A 15,968-nucleotide genomic window follows, 5' to 3' on the forward strand; every position below is an offset into this window, starting at 1 on the left:
GCTGTGTTCGCCGCGTGACACTACTACCGTGTCGTCATGAGCAGGACCGCGGAAACCTCGTCCGTGCCCGCGCTGTCAGAGACGACAGCGCCGGAACGGCTACGCTGCGACGCGGCGCGGAACCGGGAACGGGTGCTCTCCGCGGCGTCCGAGGTGTACGGCGAGCGCGGTCCCGCCTTCACCATGGAGGAGGTCGCCAGCCGCGCCGGAGTCGGCATCGGCACCGTCTACCGCCGTTTCCCGACCAAGGGCGCGTTGCTGGACGCGGTCGCCCTGCCCTACCTCGAGCGCATGCTGGGCCTGGCCAGGGCCGCCGGCGAGCACCGCGAGCCCGGCGAGCGCCTGGAGACGTTCGTGCGGACCCTGGTGGAACGGCACGCCAGCGAGGGCAGGGGCAACAGCCGGCTGTGGGACTCGGCCCTCGGCCGGCCGCTGCGGGAGGAGATCCACCGGGTGGTGGACGGCCTGCTCGAGGCCGCCCGCAAGGCCGGCCGGCTACGCCCGGACGTCACCTACCGTGATATTTCCGTCCTGTTGTGGACGGTGACCAGCCTGGTCGACGCGACCGACCGGGTCGCGCCGATGGTGTGGCGCCGCCATCTGGACCTGCTCCTCGACGGGCTGCGCCCGGACGGCCCACGGCCGCTGGCCACCCCGCCGGTCGACGCGCAGGAGTGGGAGCGGGTGGTCACGAGCTCCGCCGCGCTGCGTCTGCACTGACCGGATCGCTCCCCTGGACGGGGACGGCCGGTTGCGGGGGGACGGCCGGCCGCGAGGGGACGGCCGTCCTCCGGCCGGGTAGCAGGAAGGCGCACGGTACCGCGGCGGCGGTGAGCGCCAGCGTCCACCAGAAGGTGTTCCCGAAGGCGTCCGCCAGCCCGGCCGCGTCCACCCGGGCGGATCCGCCCCGGTCAGCGATCCCGTGGGCGAGGACCACCGCGAGCACGGCGGTGCCGAGGGAGCCGCCGACCTGCTGGAAGATCCGCACCGCCGAGGTGGCGCGGGGGATCTCGTCCTGGTGCAGGCCGTGGTAGACCGCTGACATGACAGGGATCATCACCGCCGCCAGCCCGACACCGCGCAGGGCCAGGGACGCGCCGAGCAGCCACTCGCTGGTGCCGGTGCCGACCTGGGTGTAGGCGGCGGTACCCAGCACGCTGAGCACCAGGCCGGTGATGGCGAGCGGCCGGACGGCCCCCCGGTCGGCGAGCCGGCCGGCCACAACCATGGCGATCATCATGCCGATTCCCTGCGGGGCCATCAGCAGCCCGGCCTCGGCCGCACTGCGCCCACGGACCTGCTGCTCGTACAGCGGGAGCAGGAACATCGCGCCGAACAGCGCGATCCCGGAGAGGAACATGATCCCGGATGAGCCGGTGAAGGACCGGCTGCGGAACATCCGCAGGTCGATGATCGGCTCCGCCTCGCTCGTCAGGGCATGCGCGACGAACAGGACCAGCAGGGCCGCTCCGGCGACCAGCGGGACGACCGCCTCGAGGTCGGTGAAGCTGCCCCGGCTGCCCGCCGCCGAGAAACCGTAGACGACCGCCGCCAGCGCCGGGGAGAGCAGCACGAGCCCACGGACGTCCAGCGGATGCCGGCCCGGGATCCGCATGTCGGGCAGCCCCCGCCAGGCCAGCAGCAGGGCGGCCAGGCAGACCGGCACGTTGATGAGGAAGATCCAGCGCCAGCTCAGGGTGTCGATGATCACACCGCCTATGACCGGGCCCAGGACGGGCGTCACCAGGGCGGGCACGGCGACCGTGGCCATCAGCCGGCCCATCCGCCGCGGGCCGGCGGCCTGGGCGAGGATGGTCTGCATCAGCGGCAGGAGCATGCCACCGCCGATGCCCTGCAGCACCCGGAAGGCGATCAGGCTGCCGGCTGACCAGGCCATCCCGCACAGCACCGACCCGACGAGGAACAACGCCAGCGACAGCATCCACATCCGCTTGCCGCCGAAGCGCTCCACCGACCAGCCGGTCAGTGGGATCACCATCGCCAGCGCGAGCATGTAGCCGGTGCTGACCCACTGGATCGTCGAGATCCCGACTCCGAACGAACGCCCCAGGGTGTCGATGGCGACTGCGATGATCGTGAGGTCCAGTTGCACGACCACCGTGCCGACCAGGATGATCCCGGCGAGACGGAGCAGCGCCGGGTCGAGCCGGTCGCTCTCCGCCCGCTTCGCCTTCGCCGGCTCCGGCCCGCCCGGCTCGTCCGGCTCGTCCGGCCGCTCGGATGCGGTGGACGCCTGGGTCTGTGCCATCACGAGCCTCCGGGAACGGTTCGGGGACGGTCGATGCCTGGAACGCCCTGGCGCGACGTAGCCGGACGGATACGCGACCACGGCCGACGCTACACTGTATCGACAACCCGTACAGCGTCTTCCAGGCGATACGGCGTATCGATTCACCGTACGAAGTATCGCTGGATCGGATCCGGCGATACCCTCGTCCCGTGCCCGGTGACCGCCATGCCGCGATCCAGACGCCGGACGCCTCCCCGCGGGCCGACCGGCCGCCGGCAGGCCTGCTGTGGGCCCGCCTGGCCAAGGAGAGGAAACCGGGGCTCACCCGGCAGGCGATCGTCGACACGGCGATCGCGCTGGCCGACGCCGAAGGGCTGGAGGCGGTCTCCATCCGGCGGGTCGCGGCGGCGCTGGGCGCCCGTCCGATGAGCCTCTACTCGCACATCCAGCGCAAGGACGACCTCTTCGAGCTGATGACCGACGAGGCAATGGCCGACATCATCGTTCCCGAACCGCTGCCCGCCGACTGGCGGGACGCGCTGTGGACGATCGCCCAGCGAACGCGCGCTGTTGCCCTGCGACATCCGTGGATCGTGAAGGCCAGAGGCCACTGGCCGCGCCTGGGGCCCAACGCCATGCGCCATCTGGAGCAGTCCCTGGCCGCCGTCGCCGGCCTCGACATCGACCAGCGGCATCGGATCCGCATTCTGCGGGCCGTCGACACCTACACGGTCGGGCACCTCGTCACCGAACGGCTCGACCAGGTCAGGCCGCCCCGGGGAGACGTGGACGCCACCGAGCAGCGGCAGCTGGTCCAGAGCTACCTGCGGACTCTCGTCGACACCGGCGACTTTCCCCGGATCGCCGAGCTGGATCCGGACCTGTCCGCGCTGACCGACCACGGCGATGCGCAGCAGAGGTTCGACGAGGGCCTGGCGTGGGTGCTGGCCGGCATCGCCGCCTCCCTGCCGGAGCTCCCCCGCGGCCCTCGCCGCCGCCCGGACGCCGTCCGGGGAGCGGGCCGGCGGTAACCGCGCCGCGACAGGGCCAGTCGCGACAGGGCCGGACAATCAGCGCGGCCGGGTACGGACGAGCGAATCGACGCCTCTCCGCGCAGTACGGCCCAGACCGTACATAAACACCCAATTGGTATAACTCGAACACCCAGAGTGAGCAATACCACAATCCTCAATGCAGTGGTTGACATGTCTTACGCATTGCGTAAATCTACGCAATGCGTAAGACATACGGGGCGTCGGGACCGCACCACCAGCCCGGACAGCGTCAACCATGAAGGAGGGGCAGCATGGCCACTACCACCCGTCGGCGGAAGAACACGCTGACGAAGTTCATCGAGGACATCGTCGACAACACCAAGGACCTCGTCGACGACCTCATCGACCGCAGCCGCGACCTTGAGGACGACCTGCGCAGGACCGCGCGGAACGTCGTCGACGACGACAGCCCCAGCAGCGATGAGCTGCAGGACCTCAAGAAGGCCCTCGCGGAGCTGACCTCCAAGGTGAACCAGCTCGCCGAGACCAAGGCTGGCAGCAAGTAGTTGTCGCATGGCAATCAGGCCGGCGCTCTGGACGGATCCAGGGCGCCGGCCTGATCTTATGTTTACAATCAAGCATGAGGCAAAGGATGGACCATCGATGAACGCGGCTGCCATGCCGGTCTCGGATGATGGTGCGACCGAGCGGCTGATCAGGCGTTACGCGAACCGCAAGCTCTACGACACGGTGGAGCGGCGCTTCACCTCGCTCCGCCAGATCGAGCGGCTCATTCGCGACGGCGAGAACATCCGGGTCGAGGACCACGAGACCGGCGCCGACATGACAGCCCACTTTCTCGGCCGGGTGCTGAGCAACCGGGACTCGACGGACCTGCCCCTGGCCGAGCTGATCCGCATGCCGAACCGCATCGCCCGGATCGTCGTCGAAGACCGCCATGAGCAGCAGGACGAGTTGCGCGATCTACGAGCACAGATCGACGAACTCACCCGTGTGGTGTCCGCGCTCATCAGCGACGCTGACACCACGCGACCCGCGAAACCGGCAGCAGACCGCGACCAGAAAGATCATGTCTCCCCCAAGCCACCCCCTGATGCTCGCAAAGGCTCGGACGCGCAGAATGTGGACCAATGAGCCTGAATCAGCGCCGTACTCCACGCCCGCCCCGGGGGCACTACCGCCGCCTGCGACGTGACAGCGACGGCAGCCTCTACGACATCAACGAACATCGGCGGATTCCGCTCAGCGAGATCCGCGAGGACATCCAGGCCGGTCGCCGGTTCCGAGCTGTCCGTGACGGCTCGGGCGAGGACTGTACCAACCAGGTCCTGGCCGACGCGCTCAAGGGCGCGCTGGTGGACAAGGTTGGTCTGCAGACCGGCATACCCGCGAGCCTCTCCGCTATTGCCGGTTCGCTACTGTCCGCTCTCGACAAGCGAGACAATGGCGGCGGCATGACATCCCATAATGGCTTGACGTCTCATCGTAGCCTACGGGGGCAGCGCGGCAACAGCTTTCCCGGTACCGGCGATGAAAACCGTACGATCCCAGGCCGCGACTGAGAAGGGGAGACGGTCAGGTGCATCATGAGACCACGGTGCGGGTACACGCGCCGATCGGGGAGGTCTGGACCGAACTGGAACGCCTGGACGACATCCTCAGGCGTTCACCGGAGATCTCCGGCCCGATCCAGGTCGACGAGGACGGCGCCCACCGCATCAAGGTGCGGCTGTCGTGGGGACCGCTGAGCCGTCTCGTCGACGCGACCGCCCACATCGACTCCGCGATCCCGCCGCACCAGCTCACCTGGTCCATCCGCGTGCCCTCCCTGGACGTGCTCTCGACCCAGGTCTTCGACCTGACCTCGGTCGCCGAGGACGAGACCAGCCTGCGTTATGTCGCGGAAGTCGACTGCGGACACCGGTATCCCTCTAAGCTGCGACGCGTGCTACCCGACCACGTCGAAGAACATGTCGAGTCGATGGCGTCCCGGATAGGGACCCTGGCGGCCCAGCACTGGCAGAGCAAGCAACGGCTGCTCTTCCGCTCCGGCCCGGCCGCCTGATGGGTGACGAGGGCACTCTCCTCGGTAAAGTAGCCTTCGTGGCGGACGGCACGCGTAACCTTGGCGCCAGTCTGACCGACGCACTGCTCGCCCGTGGGGCGCGCGTGGCCGTCGGCTACAGTCGGAGGCGCCCCGAAGTCGACGAGTTCCTGGAACAGCGCAGCGGCAAACCGTTGTCGGCGCATCAGGGAAACGTGGCATCCTGGCAGGACTGCTCCCGGGCGTTGGCCGAGGCCGCCGCCCATCACGGTGGGCTCGACATCCTGGTCACGACGATCGGCAATCAGCAGGCGACAGGCATCGTGAACGCGGTGCCTCTGACATCCCTGTCTCCGCAGGAATGGCAGCGCCTCCTGCTGGGCAGTCTGTCCGGTGTGTTCAATCTCACCTCAGCGGCTGCGCCGCATCTCTCAGGGCGAGCGACGGCCCGCATCGTGACCGTGCTCAACGCCCTGCCCGGCGGCAAGAGCTCCACCAACCCGCACACCTGGTTACGTGACGCCTTGTTCACCATCAGCCGACAGTTCGCGCGGGAGCTCGCGCCAGCCGGCATCACCGTCAACACCATCGAGTCGGGCCTGTTACACGACGAGTCGTTCGATGTCTTCCCTGGTCTGCAGGAGGAGGCCGAGTCCCTGGTACCGGCCGGCCGCCTCGGCGAACACGAGGAGGTGGCCCGGGTACTGCTGTTCCTGCTCGACCCGGCGTCATCCTACGTGACCGGCCAGGTTCTCGGCGTCGACGGCGGCATCAGGACATGAGCGACAGCCGTGCCCGGGTGGTCGCGGGAGTTCTCTCCCAACTTCTTCTACAGGAGATCAGCGGAGCGGTGGGGCTGCGTCGCAAGCGTGGCGACGACTCCGCCGACAGCGAGGAACGCGAAAAAACCCGGGCCAGGGGGATCCGGCACGCGCTCGAGTCACTCGGCCCGTTCTATGTGAAGATCGGCCAGATGCTGTCGACCCGCCCCGACATAATGCCGCAATACATGATCGACGAGTTTCAGAACCTCCACGAAAAGGTCTCCGTCGCGCCGTTCGAGACCTTCGAGCCCATTCTGGAGGAGGAGCTCGGGCGCGACTGGCGCAGCGCCTTCCTGGACATCAAGGTCGACAAACCGCTCGGCGCGGCCTCGCTCGCGCAGGTCTACGCCGTCACGCTACGCACCGGCGAACGGGCGGTCGTCAAGATCCAACGGCCGGGTATCGCCCCGGTGATGCTCGACGACATGGCCATGTTGAAGCGGCTGGGGAAGTTCTTCGCCAAACGGGTGCCCGACCTCGACGACGTCTTCGACCTCACCGCCATGATGGAGATCATGTTCGACGCCATGAAGGCCGAACTGGACTTCCGCGTCGAGGCACGCAACATGGACGCCGCGCGGGAGGCGATGGAGGGGTTCGACAACCTCGCCGTGCCCGAGGTCATCTTCGTCACCAAGAAGGTGCTGGTGCAGCAGCTCGCACCCGGCACGTCCATCCGTGACGCCAACCGCGACAAGTTCACCAACGCCGAGCGCGAGGCGATCGGCCGCGACCTGCTCAGCTTCATGTACCGCGGCTTCTTCGTCGACCGGATGTTCCACGCCGACCCCCATCCCGGCAACGTCTTCGTCGAACCCGGCGGCAAGGCGTACCTCATCGACTGGGGAATGGTCGGGAGAATGGACCGGCGCCAGTCGCTGACGTTCGCGAGCATTCTGGTCGCCCTCTCGCAGAACGACGGTCATGGGCTGGCAAAAGCATGGATCGAGCTGGGCCGGGCCAGCTCCTGGGCCAACATTCCGGCATTCGTCAGCGACTGCTGCGGTTTCGTGCCCACCATCGCCGACGCCAGCCTGGAGGATCTCAACCTCGGTGTCGCGCTGACGTCGATCCTGAAGTTCTCCAGCCGGCGCGGTATCCAGACCAGCCCGGTGGTCGCGCTGCTCGGCAAGTCGTTCGCCAATCTCGAGGGCTCGGTGCGCTATCTCTCGCCCGAGCTCTCGGTGACCGACGTCTTCGAGGAGGAGTTCCGGGACATCCTCTTCGATCTCGTCCGCGAGCTGCTCTCCCAGGAGCAGGCGGCGCAGTTGGTGCTCGACCTGATGGGCGGGTCGATGTCCATCGTCGAGCAACTGCGTACTCTCGGTCGAGATATCTCCAACCGTGAGTTCACTGTCAACGTCAACGCGGTACAGGCCCGCCGGTCACGTCAGGAGGACCGGGCCGACGCGAGGACACGCAGCAACCGCAACATGTTGCTGGCCGTCGCCGCCGCAGCCTGGCTCGCCAGACGACGCCGAGCAGGCTGAGCGGATGCTGTCCCTCCCGTCGGAAGGCGTAGGTGGTTTCGGTCGTCACCATGGCTGTTTCCACCTACGGCTTCCGTGCTCGTAGGTGGAAACAGCCGTTGCCACAGCGGTTTCCACCTACGCTACGGCTGTGGCTCCCGCGCGGAGGATGACTCCGAACGGACCGTGCGCGAACGGTCGCCTCGCCACACCGTCGCGCGGCTGTTCCTGATGCCGAGGAGCATGTCCGTCCCGTCTCGGCGGATCTCTCCCTCGCCCCGGAGCAGTACCCCTCGTTTGCTGTCGAGCCGGTGACCGCCGGTGTGGGCCGTGACGGACACCGGTGCGCCGGAGGTGACGCCGACCAGCCTCGCCAACGCCGCCGGAACCCGGACAAGGGCGGTGTCCGGCTCCCAGGTGCCGGGCAGCACGACCGGCCCGGCAGCCGTCCGAAGGCCCACGCTCACGGGACGTGCATGCTCGAGGAGTTCGTCGAGGATCCGCCGCTCGTCCGCGGACCATGGCCCGGCGGGAGGTGTGATCCGTGTCTCGGGTGTTCCGGTAAGAAGCAGGTTCGCTTCGGGCCAGTCCCCGGCGGCCACGATCCCGCCTCCGGACGTCGTTTCGATGGTGCGGACGACGTCGAGCTCGACGAGTACCCGACTGGTGGGCAGGGTCGCGGTACGCAGGCCCAGGTCGGCCGCCATGCCGGTGAGGTGGCGGTTGTTGCGGCCGATGAACGAGACCACGGTCGTCGGGGCACGCAGCAGGCGGCCCGGGGACAGCAGGTCGACCGGGGAGAGTGGATCAACGATCGACGCGTATCCGGACGCCGCGAGAAACTTCGTGCCAGCACGGATGAGCACGCTCATCCGGTCGTCCCGCCGTAACGCGCGTATCTTGACGGAGCTACGGGGAGCGACAAGTAACAGGTGGGGGTCGTCGACGTCGAATATCTGTGGGGTCACATGCGGACCGAGCCTGGTCAGCACCCCGACATCCACGGTGTCGGCGTCGTCCACCCACGGCTCGAAGACGATGGCAGGCATAAAGCCCCATAACGTAGCAACGGGGTTGGCGCCGAATATCCGACACCAACCCCGTAATCCGTCAGTGCTATTTACCGGTGCCCTTGACCGCGGAAAGCTGGTCGAGTTTCGCGGTCAGCTCGGTGAGCGCCTTCTTGAGATCCTGAAGATCGTCACCGCTGGGGATGTCGCCCTCTTCCTTGACCACGTTGGTGACGGCCTTGCGGGTGTCGTTCTCGACGTCCTTCGCCCGGTCGATCAGGTCGTCTACCAGGTCCTTGCTGTCGTCGATGACATCACTGATGAACTTTGTGAGAGTGTTCTTACGACGGGTCCCGGTTGCCACGGCACGCCTCCCTGAAGGCTCTTGTTCTGCGCGATTTACGCGATGCGTAGAACTTACGCGGTGCGTAATAATCATGTCAAGGATTGCCAGCGGAAACGATCTGATGATCGTCGTCACATACCGGCAACACCGATACGACAGGCCGGCCGGCAAGCGGGCGGACACCAGAAGTGACCATACGGCTACAGCCAATAACTGACAGTAGCGATCCGAGCTCCCGTCAACGCTCTCCGAGCAGCATCCGCTCGGCCGCACGGAGGCACACCCGCCACGGGGCCGCCGAGCATCACAATAATGATCATAAAGGTCGGATGGGTATGCGGTATTCGACATCCGACACACCGCCGAGACATGCGGAGTACACCTGCTACCGTTCCGCTCAACCTGACCGAAGGGTTACACGTCCTGACCGAAGGGTTGCACGTGACGAAGAGCGCGCGAGGTGAACCCCTGATCGTCATGGAGGGCGTCGAGAAGTCCTTCGGCGGTTTCCGGGCGCTGCACGTGATCGACCTGACCGTCCACAGCGGCGAGGTGCTCGTCGTCATCGGCCCGTCGGGATCGGGCAAGTCGACGCTGTGCCGCTGCATCAACCGGCTGGAGACCATCGACGCCGGGCGGATCACGATCGACGGGCGGCAGCTGCCCGAGGAGGGCCGCGCGCTCGCGCGGTTACGGGCCGAGGTGGGCATGGTCTTCCAGGCGTTCAACCTCTTCGCCCACAAGACCGCGCTGGAGAACGTCACGCTCGGGCCGACAAAGGTCCGGGGAATCCCCCGGGAGGCGGCCGAGCGCCGAGGCCGGGAACTGCTCGACCGGGTCGGCGTCGGCGCGAAGGCCGGCAGCTATCCGGCCGAGCTTTCCGGCGGGCAGCAACAACGTGTCGCGATCGCCCGGGCGCTGGCCATGGACCCAAAAGTGATCCTCTTCGACGAGCCCACCTCGGCCCTCGACCCGGAATACATCGCCGAAGTGCTCGACGTCATGACCGAACTCGCCCGCGACGGCATGACCATGGTGGTCGTCACCCACGAAATGGGATTCGCTCGGCAGGCCGCGGACCGGGTCGTGTTCATGGCCGACGGCGGAATCCTCGAGGAGGGCACGCCGGTGGAGTTCTTCGACAGCCCACGGACGCAGCGGGCTCGCGATTTCCTGGCCCGGGTCCTCCCGCACTGACCGCGCTGGCTCACCGGTGAGCCGGCCCGCCTCTCCTTCCCCCGTCCACAGCCGACATGATCCCCTCGAAAGGACGACCATGCGGATTCCACGCCTGCTGAGCCAGCTCCATCCGTTCCAGCCGCTTCAGCGGCACCCACGGCGGCGACGGAGGCTGGTGACGGCCGTCGTCGCCGGTACCGTCGCGCTCGCCGCCGCCGGTTGTGGGAGCGATACGACCGGTACCGAGGCCGAAACCACGGCGAAACCCACCTTCGCCACCGGCACCACGGCGGCCAGGCTCGCCGAGGCGGGGAAGGTCACCGTCGGCACCAAGTTCGACCAGCCGCTGTTCGGGCTGAAGGGCCTCAGCGGCAAGGTCGACGGATTCGACGTCGAAATCGCGAAAATCATCGCCGCCGGCCTGGGGATCGGCCCGGAGAACATCACCTTCATCGAGACGCCGTCGGCCCAGCGGGAAGGCGCGATCCAGCAGGGCAGGGTGGACTTCATCGTCGCCACCTACACCATCAATGACAAGCGCAAGCAGCTCGTCAGCTTCGCCGGCCCGTATTACCAGGCCGGCCAGGACATCATGGTGAAGAAGGACAACACCACGATCACCGGGCCGGAGTCCCTGCGCGCGGCGAACGCGAAGGTCTGCTCCGTCTCCGGGTCGACCCCGGCCGAGAAAATCAAGGAATACGCCGACGCGTCCAACATCGTGCTCTTCGATGTCTACTCCAAGTGCGCGGACGCGCTGCGTACCGGCCAGGTCGACGCCGTCACCACCGACAACGTCGTCCTGCTGGGCCTGGTGGACAGCAGCGGCGGCGCGTTCAAGCTCGTCGGCAAGCCCTTCACCACCGAGCCCTACGGTATCGGCATCAAAAAGGGTGACACCGCCTTCTGCCAGTTCATCGACGAGCAGCTGACCGCGGCGGCGGCGGACGGCCGCTATGCCAAGGCGTGGGAGGCCACGGCGGGCAAGGTCGCCGGGAGCGCCCCGGCGCTGCCCACGCTCGGCACCTGCTCCTGACCGTCGGGCCCCCGCGCCTTTCGTAACCGCTGTGGACCGCGCGGCCCCGATGAGCCGCGCGGTCTCCTGAGTCGATGCCACCCCGGAGCCGCCATGGATGTCATCACCGACAACCTAGGCCTGTACGCCGACGGCCTGCTGGGAACACTGAAGATCTGCGGTCTGGTCGCCGTGGCGGCGCTGCTGCTCGGGATCGTTCTCGCGGGGTTCCGGGTGTCGCCGGTGCCGCCCCTGCGTGCCGTGGGCACCACCTATGTGACGCTGGTCCGTAACTGTCCGCTGACGATCGTCCTGTTCGCCTTCGCCTTCGGCCTGCCGGAAGTGGGGATCAACGGCTCGTACTTCGCCTTCGGGGCCGCCGGGCTCACCGTCTACACCGCCGCGTTCGTCTGTGAGGCGGTACGCAGCGGAATCGGCGCGGTGGACGCCGGTCAGGCGGAGGCCGCCCGTTCGATCGGCCTCACCTTCGGCCAGTCGCTGCGGCTGGTCATCCTGCCGCAGGCACTGCGGGCGGTCATCCCCCCGCTGGGCAACGTCGGGATCGCGATGGTGAAGAACTCGGCGATCGTCGGCGCGTTCGGGGTCGGTGGCGAACTCTACAGCGTGGCGAGCACGCTCAACGGCGCGCGGGGGGAACCGGCGCTACCGGTCTACTCCGGGGTCGTGATCGGATATCTGATCATCATCATCCCGACCGGCCTGCTCGTGCTGGCGGCGGAGAAACGGCTACGGGTGACCCGGTGAGCGGCTCAGTCCTCTACGACACCCCGGGTCCAAGGGGACGCCGGCGGATCGCCGTCGCCAGCGTGGCCGCCGGCATCGCGCTGGCCGCGCTGGCCGCGCTGGCCGTCCGTCGGCTGGCGGCGAACGGCCAGTTCGACGGCAGCCGGTGGAGCCCGCTGTTCAACCCCGGCGACGAGAACTTCCCGGCCCTGTGGCGTCTGCTCGGCGGCGGTCTGGTGCACACCCTGACCGCCGCCGGCCTGGCGATGTCCTTCTCCCTGGTGCTCGGGGTGCTCATCGCGACGACCAGGATCTCCGCGGCCCGGTGGTACCGGTGGGCCGTGGTCGGGGTGGTCGAGCTGCTGCGCGGCGTCCCCGTGGTGATCGCGATCTTTTTCGCGGCGCAGGTTCTCCCGGTCTACGGGCTGAAGCTGCCGCCGCTGTGGTACATCGTGATCGGTCTGACCGCCTACAACTCGGTGGTCATCTCCGAGATCGTCCGGGCGGGCATCCTCGCGGTGCCGAAGGGGCAGCGCGAGGCGGCCGCCGCCCTGGGCCTCACCCGCGGCCAGACGCTGCGGATCGTCCTGCTGCCGCAGGCGTTCCGCTCGATGCTGCCGGCGCTGATCAGCCAGCTCGTGGTGATCCTCAAGGACACCTCGCTCGGGGCCTTCATCTCCTACGAGGAGCTGCTGCGCCGGGCCCTGATCGCCATCCAGACCCTGCACAACCCGATCCAGACCTATCTGGTCATCGGCGGCATCTTCATCCTCGTCAACTACCTGGTGACCAGGCTGGCGACCTACCTGGAGGCGCGGCTGTCCGGCCGGCGGGCCAGGCCGTCCGTGCCCGCGGAGGACCTGTCCACCGGATAGCCACCGGATAGCGCTGCGCCCACGCCGGGCCCGTGGCCCGACAGCCGGAGGCCGGCCCCGGCCAGGCGACCGGATGGCGGCCGCCCGGCCGGGGCCGGCCTCCAGCGCTGGTCAGCCGGCGAGGAAGGGCTGCCCGGCCACGGGTTCCGACTGCCGCCCGTCGACCCCGACCGGGATGTCCCCTTCCAGGGTGATCCGGTACAGCACGCGGTCGAAGTCGAGGTGGCCCAGGTCGGACGGGCCCAGATGCGCGGTCGCCCGGTTGTCCCAGAAAGCGACGTCACCCGGGCTCCAGCGGAACCGCACCGTGTACTCGGGCCGGGCGATCTGCTCGTAGAAGAGCTCGAGAATCCGGTGGCTCTGCCGCGGGGAGAACCCGATGATCTCGTTCTCCCCGGAGGTGAAGCTCGGGCTGACGAAAAGCGCCCGCTCACCCGTTTCCGGGTGCACCCGGACCACCGGGTGCACCGCCACCAGCGGATTCGACGCGATCTTCTCCCCGTAGGGGGTCCCGGCCAGCAGGCGGGGGCTGAAGCTGTGCTTGGCCCGTAGCCCGTCGGCGAGCCTGCGCAGTTCTTCCGGAAGGCCCTCGTAAGCCGCGACCAGATTCGTCCAGGCGGTGTCACCGCCGTACGGGGGGACAATGTCGGCGCGCAGGATCGACCCGGCCGGCGGGTTCACCAGCGCCGTGACATCGGTGTGCCAGCCGTTGTCATAGGTGACCTTCCGCTTGCCGAACTTCTTCTCGTAACGGCGGCTGTCGATCGGCAGGATCTGCGGGAAGCCCTCGGGCGGGGCGTCCTCGTGCGGATGGGCGGGAGTGATCTTACCGAACCTGGCGCCGAAGGCGATCTGCTCGGCGTGGCCGATGGACTGGTCGCGGAAGAACACGACCTTCCAGCGCAGCAGGGCGGAACGGATCTCGGCGATCGTGGCGTCGTCGGGCCGCTGGCTCAGGTCGACGCCGTGAATCTCGGCTCCGGTGTGCCCGGAAAGCGGCCGGACGTCGATACCCAGCCGCTGGACGGTACTTGTCATCGCTGCGTGCTCCAGACTGGTTGGCGGAAAGAACAGCCGGCCACCGGCATACAGCTGGGATACGAGTGGCACAGCAAACGGCGGCGGCAGCCCGCGGCGGGCCCTGAATCACTCGGAAGAACGCCACGGAACCACGGCCCCGACGCCTACGAAAGAATCAGGGCCAGCACGTCGCGTAATGCGGGAGAACAGTGACGGGCGACACGGTCAGCACACCCGGGCAATGCGCACCGGCACGATGCGCACGCCGGCGGCGTACATTCATGAGATGTACGCCGGGACGCGGTGTACCCGATGTCGCTCATGTTTCGATAATCATGCCGCCGGCCGGCCGGGTCAATGTTTACCGTTCGAGTGAAAATAACTCAGCCGGGCAGCCGTCCGGCTCCGGCCCCGGCTCCGGCCCGGGCCGGGGCCGGAGCCGGGGCCGGGGCCGGAGCCGGGGCCGGGGCCGGGCACAGGCTGCGTGGGCTGCGGTGGACGGCGTCCAGCACGGTCGCGCTCGCCGCGACGGCAAGGGTGCGCGGGCCGAAACGGGTGGGCAGCACGGTGCGTTCGGGGCTGGCGCACACCCGTGAGTGCGCCGCGATCTGCTCGTACAGGTCGGGCAGCAGGTCCGGCAGGAAGATCGCGGCAGCCTCGGTGAGTACCAGCACCTCCGGATCGATCATGTCCAGCAGCAGGGCCACCAGCCGGCCGATGACGCGCAGCCGCTCCCGGAAGAGCGCCAGTACGCGCTGGTCGCCACGGCGGGCCGCGTCCAGCAGGAGACACAGGTCGGGCTTCTCGATCATCCCTTCCCGGACCGCCCGCTCCAGCAGGACCCGTTCCGAGATGGCGGCCTGCACACAGCCGGACCGCCCGCAGGGGCAGCGCACCGAACTGTCCGCCAGCGGCAGGTGGGCGACGTCCCCGGCGCCGGCGTGCGGGCCCCAGTGCACCTCGCCGCCAGTGGCGATCGCCGCGTCGACGACGTTCCCGACGAACAGGTGCACCAGGCTGCGCCGGGCCCGCGGATCCCCGAACATGATCTCCGCCTGCGCCAGCGCACGGGCATGGCCGTCCACATGGACGGGCAGGCCGGTCGTCTCGGCGAGCACCTGGCGGACCGGCACGTCACGCCACCCCAGCAGCCCGTGCTCGACGATGACCCCACGCTGCGGGTCCACCCATCCGCCGGTGACCACCCCCAGCCCGAGCAGCCGGGTGCCCCGGGCGTGCCGTGCCACGAAGCCGGGAAGATACTGGCTGATCTGCCGCAGCACCTCGTGCGCGTCGCCCTGGTGCGGCACGCTCTCGTGGGCCACCACCTGGCCGCGCAGGTCCACCAGGCCGAAGGTGATGCTGGGGACGGCGATGTGCACCCCGCAGGCGAGGTGACGCTGGGTGTCGATGTCCAGGGGGACGAACGGCCGGCCGGCGCGCGGCGGGCTGGACAGCGCCGGCAGCTCGCGCAGCAGCCCGAGGGAGATCAGGTCAGCGGTCTGCCGCGACACCACGGCCGGGCTCAGCCCGGTCGCGCGGCCGATGAGGGTACGCGCCACCGGCCCGTGATCCAACACGGCGCGCAGCACCACCGCGGCGGTGCCGGTCGGGTCCGGGCGGACCGCGGTCATGGACGACGCCAGGGACTGGTTGCGTGCCGGCATGGCTGACCTCCTCGCGGCTGCGGTGCTGCATGCGGACTCGGCAGGGCCGCGGATGCGCGGACGTCGTCACGGCCCACGTGGTGGGCGGACACACGGACCCACGTCGCCCGTCCCGCAAATGATCAATCTGATGGGGCCCGAGGCCCTGGTCAGGGCTGACACCCCTCTCGATGCCGCCTGCCAGCAGGGAAACAGCGGAGCCCGGGATGAAGAAGGAGTACATGTATCCGGACGGCCTGGGCACGCTGGGAATCCAGCGGCGGCATCAGGCGGATGGACAGAGCGCGCTCGCCACGCGACGGAGGTCGACGTGCGCGCGGCAGACCAGATAGGTATGCCGGCTCATACCCTCGACGCTAGGCAACACCCGAATGGTTGTCAACCAGGCCGATGGGGAACACCCGCCCCATCCCCATCCCCGTCCCTGCCGCCGCCGCCCGCCCGCCCGGCCGGCGTCCGGCGCGACGGACCGCCGAGGCCGGGCCGGCGGCGGGAACGTACGCGGGCC

17 protein-coding genes are annotated in these 15,968 nt (G+C 68.6%); 12 read left to right on the forward strand and 5 right to left on the reverse strand.

The features are described 5' to 3' along the window. Positions 1-36: 36 nt before the first annotated feature. Positions 37-720: a TetR/AcrR family transcriptional regulator gene (locus NBX02_RS21460; protein ID WP_250292790.1), complete on the forward strand. Its 684-nt coding sequence runs from the start codon at positions 37-39 to the stop codon at positions 718-720. On the opposite strand, the gene NBX02_RS21465 is transcribed toward NBX02_RS21460, so the two are convergent. Next, entirely contained in the window at positions 689-2,269 is a 1,581-nt protein-coding gene (locus tag NBX02_RS21465) for a DHA2 family efflux MFS transporter permease subunit (RefSeq protein ID WP_250292792.1), read from the reverse strand. The two genes, NBX02_RS21460 and NBX02_RS21465, sit on opposite strands and share 32 nt — an antisense overlap. Before the next feature lie 191 nt (positions 2,270-2,460). On the opposite strand from NBX02_RS21465, the gene NBX02_RS21470 reads away from it, so the two are divergent. The 7 genes from NBX02_RS21470 (at position 2,461) to NBX02_RS21500 (ending at position 7,625) form a co-directional block, all read left to right on the forward strand. Then, positions 2,461-3,282: a TetR/AcrR family transcriptional regulator gene (locus NBX02_RS21470; protein WP_250285520.1), complete on the forward strand. Its 822-nt coding sequence runs from the start codon at positions 2,461-2,463 to the stop codon at positions 3,280-3,282. 275 nt (positions 3,283-3,557) lie between these two features. After that, positions 3,558-3,812 carry a hypothetical protein gene (locus NBX02_RS21475; protein ID WP_250285519.1) on the forward strand — a complete coding sequence of 85 codons (255 nt, stop codon included), beginning with the start codon at positions 3,558-3,560 and terminating at the stop codon, positions 3,810-3,812. Positions 3,813-3,909: 97 nt separating this feature from the next. Continuing rightward, complete coding sequence (locus NBX02_RS21480) at positions 3,910-4,401, forward strand: polyhydroxyalkanoate synthesis regulator DNA-binding domain-containing protein (protein ID WP_250285518.1); 492 nt, start codon at positions 3,910-3,912, stop codon at positions 4,399-4,401. Then, positions 4,398-4,829, forward strand: a complete 432-nt coding sequence (locus tag NBX02_RS21485; RefSeq protein ID WP_250285517.1) for a polyhydroxyalkanoate synthesis regulator DNA-binding domain-containing protein — start codon at positions 4,398-4,400, stop codon at positions 4,827-4,829. Before NBX02_RS21480 ends, NBX02_RS21485 begins: the two co-directional genes overlap by 4 nt. Positions 4,830-4,846: 17 nt before the next feature. Continuing rightward, the gene (locus NBX02_RS21490) at positions 4,847-5,332 is read left to right on the forward strand and encodes an SRPBCC family protein (protein ID WP_250285516.1); all 486 of its coding nucleotides are present in this window, start codon (positions 4,847-4,849) and stop codon (positions 5,330-5,332) included. Beyond that, on the forward strand, positions 5,332-6,093 hold the full coding sequence (locus NBX02_RS21495) for an SDR family oxidoreductase (RefSeq protein WP_250285515.1): 762 nt from the start codon (positions 5,332-5,334) through the stop codon (positions 6,091-6,093). The genes NBX02_RS21490 and NBX02_RS21495 overlap by 1 nt, the downstream gene beginning before the upstream one ends. Next, the gene (locus tag NBX02_RS21500) at positions 6,090-7,625 is read left to right on the forward strand and encodes an AarF/UbiB family protein (RefSeq protein WP_250285514.1); all 1,536 of its coding nucleotides are present in this window, start codon (positions 6,090-6,092) and stop codon (positions 7,623-7,625) included. The genes NBX02_RS21495 and NBX02_RS21500 overlap by 4 nt, the downstream gene beginning before the upstream one ends. A gap of 122 nt (positions 7,626-7,747) precedes the next feature. Here NBX02_RS21500 and NBX02_RS21505 read toward each other — a convergent pair whose 3' ends face one another. After that, positions 7,748-8,653: a hypothetical protein gene (locus tag NBX02_RS21505; RefSeq protein ID WP_250285513.1), complete on the reverse strand. Its 906-nt coding sequence runs from the start codon at positions 8,651-8,653 to the stop codon at positions 7,748-7,750. Positions 8,654-8,720: 67 nt separating this feature from the next. Next, positions 8,721-8,978 carry a hypothetical protein gene (locus tag NBX02_RS21510; RefSeq protein ID WP_250285512.1) on the reverse strand — a complete coding sequence of 86 codons (258 nt, stop codon included), beginning with the start codon at positions 8,976-8,978 and terminating at the stop codon, positions 8,721-8,723. 459 nt (positions 8,979-9,437) lie between these two features. On the opposite strand from NBX02_RS21510, the gene NBX02_RS21515 reads away from it, so the two are divergent. From NBX02_RS21515 to NBX02_RS21530, 4 genes are all read left to right on the forward strand, one after another. Continuing rightward, complete coding sequence (locus tag NBX02_RS21515) at positions 9,438-10,157, forward strand: amino acid ABC transporter ATP-binding protein (RefSeq protein WP_445548573.1); 720 nt, start codon at positions 9,438-9,440, stop codon at positions 10,155-10,157. 157 nt (positions 10,158-10,314) lie between these two features. Next, positions 10,315-11,175, forward strand: a complete 861-nt coding sequence (locus NBX02_RS21520) for a glutamate ABC transporter substrate-binding protein (RefSeq protein WP_445548571.1) — start codon at positions 10,315-10,317, stop codon at positions 11,173-11,175. A gap of 93 nt (positions 11,176-11,268) precedes the next feature. After that, positions 11,269-11,919 carry an amino acid ABC transporter permease gene (locus NBX02_RS21525; protein ID WP_250285510.1) on the forward strand — a complete coding sequence of 217 codons (651 nt, stop codon included), beginning with the start codon at positions 11,269-11,271 and terminating at the stop codon, positions 11,917-11,919. Next, the gene (locus tag NBX02_RS21530) at positions 11,916-12,773 is read left to right on the forward strand and encodes an amino acid ABC transporter permease (RefSeq protein ID WP_250285509.1); all 858 of its coding nucleotides are present in this window, start codon (positions 11,916-11,918) and stop codon (positions 12,771-12,773) included. The genes NBX02_RS21525 and NBX02_RS21530 overlap by 4 nt, the downstream gene beginning before the upstream one ends. A 111-nt stretch (positions 12,774-12,884) precedes the next feature. Here NBX02_RS21530 and NBX02_RS21535 read toward each other — a convergent pair whose 3' ends face one another. Beyond that, positions 12,885-13,811 carry a TauD/TfdA family dioxygenase gene (locus NBX02_RS21535; RefSeq protein ID WP_250285508.1) on the reverse strand — a complete coding sequence of 309 codons (927 nt, stop codon included), beginning with the start codon at positions 13,809-13,811 and terminating at the stop codon, positions 12,885-12,887. A 365-nt stretch (positions 13,812-14,176) separates the two neighbouring features. Next, the gene (locus NBX02_RS21540; protein WP_250292795.1) at positions 14,177-15,460 is read right to left on the reverse strand and encodes an ROK family protein; all 1,284 of its coding nucleotides are present in this window, start codon (positions 15,458-15,460) and stop codon (positions 14,177-14,179) included. Positions 15,461-15,968 lie beyond the last annotated feature (508 nt).

It is taken from the genome of Protofrankia sp. CiP1_Cm_nod1 (assembly GCF_920888515.1).
Lineage (GTDB): Bacteria > Actinomycetota > Actinomycetes > Frankiales > Frankiaceae > Protofrankia.

Excerpts from the sequence above, each read along its gene's own strand:
- NBX02_RS21465 (WP_250292792.1), bottom strand. The coding sequence starts at position 2,269 with ATGGCACAGACCCAGGCGTCCACCGCATCCGAGCGGCCGGACGAGCCG.
- NBX02_RS21540 (WP_250292795.1), bottom strand. The coding sequence starts at position 15,460 with ATGCCGGCACGCAACCAGTCCCTGGCGTCGTCCATGACCGCGGTCCGC.
- NBX02_RS21475 (WP_250285519.1), top strand. The coding sequence starts at position 3,558 with ATGGCCACTACCACCCGTCGGCGGAAGAACACGCTGACGAAGTTCATC.
- NBX02_RS21525 (WP_250285510.1), top strand. The coding sequence starts at position 11,269 with ATGGATGTCATCACCGACAACCTAGGCCTGTACGCCGACGGCCTGCTG.
- NBX02_RS21495 (WP_250285515.1), top strand. The coding sequence starts at position 5,332 with ATGGGTGACGAGGGCACTCTCCTCGGTAAAGTAGCCTTCGTGGCGGAC.
- NBX02_RS21500 (WP_250285514.1), top strand. The coding sequence starts at position 6,090 with ATGAGCGACAGCCGTGCCCGGGTGGTCGCGGGAGTTCTCTCCCAACTT.
- NBX02_RS21480 (WP_250285518.1), top strand. The coding sequence starts at position 3,910 with ATGAACGCGGCTGCCATGCCGGTCTCGGATGATGGTGCGACCGAGCGG.
- NBX02_RS21485 (WP_250285517.1), top strand. The coding sequence starts at position 4,398 with ATGAGCCTGAATCAGCGCCGTACTCCACGCCCGCCCCGGGGGCACTAC.
- NBX02_RS21535 (WP_250285508.1), bottom strand. The coding sequence starts at position 13,811 with ATGACAAGTACCGTCCAGCGGCTGGGTATCGACGTCCGGCCGCTTTCC.
- NBX02_RS21460 (WP_250292790.1), top strand. The coding sequence starts at position 37 with ATGAGCAGGACCGCGGAAACCTCGTCCGTGCCCGCGCTGTCAGAGACG.
- NBX02_RS21505 (WP_250285513.1), bottom strand. The coding sequence starts at position 8,653 with ATGCCTGCCATCGTCTTCGAGCCGTGGGTGGACGACGCCGACACCGTG.
- NBX02_RS21515 (WP_445548573.1), top strand. The coding sequence starts at position 9,438 with ATGGAGGGCGTCGAGAAGTCCTTCGGCGGTTTCCGGGCGCTGCACGTG.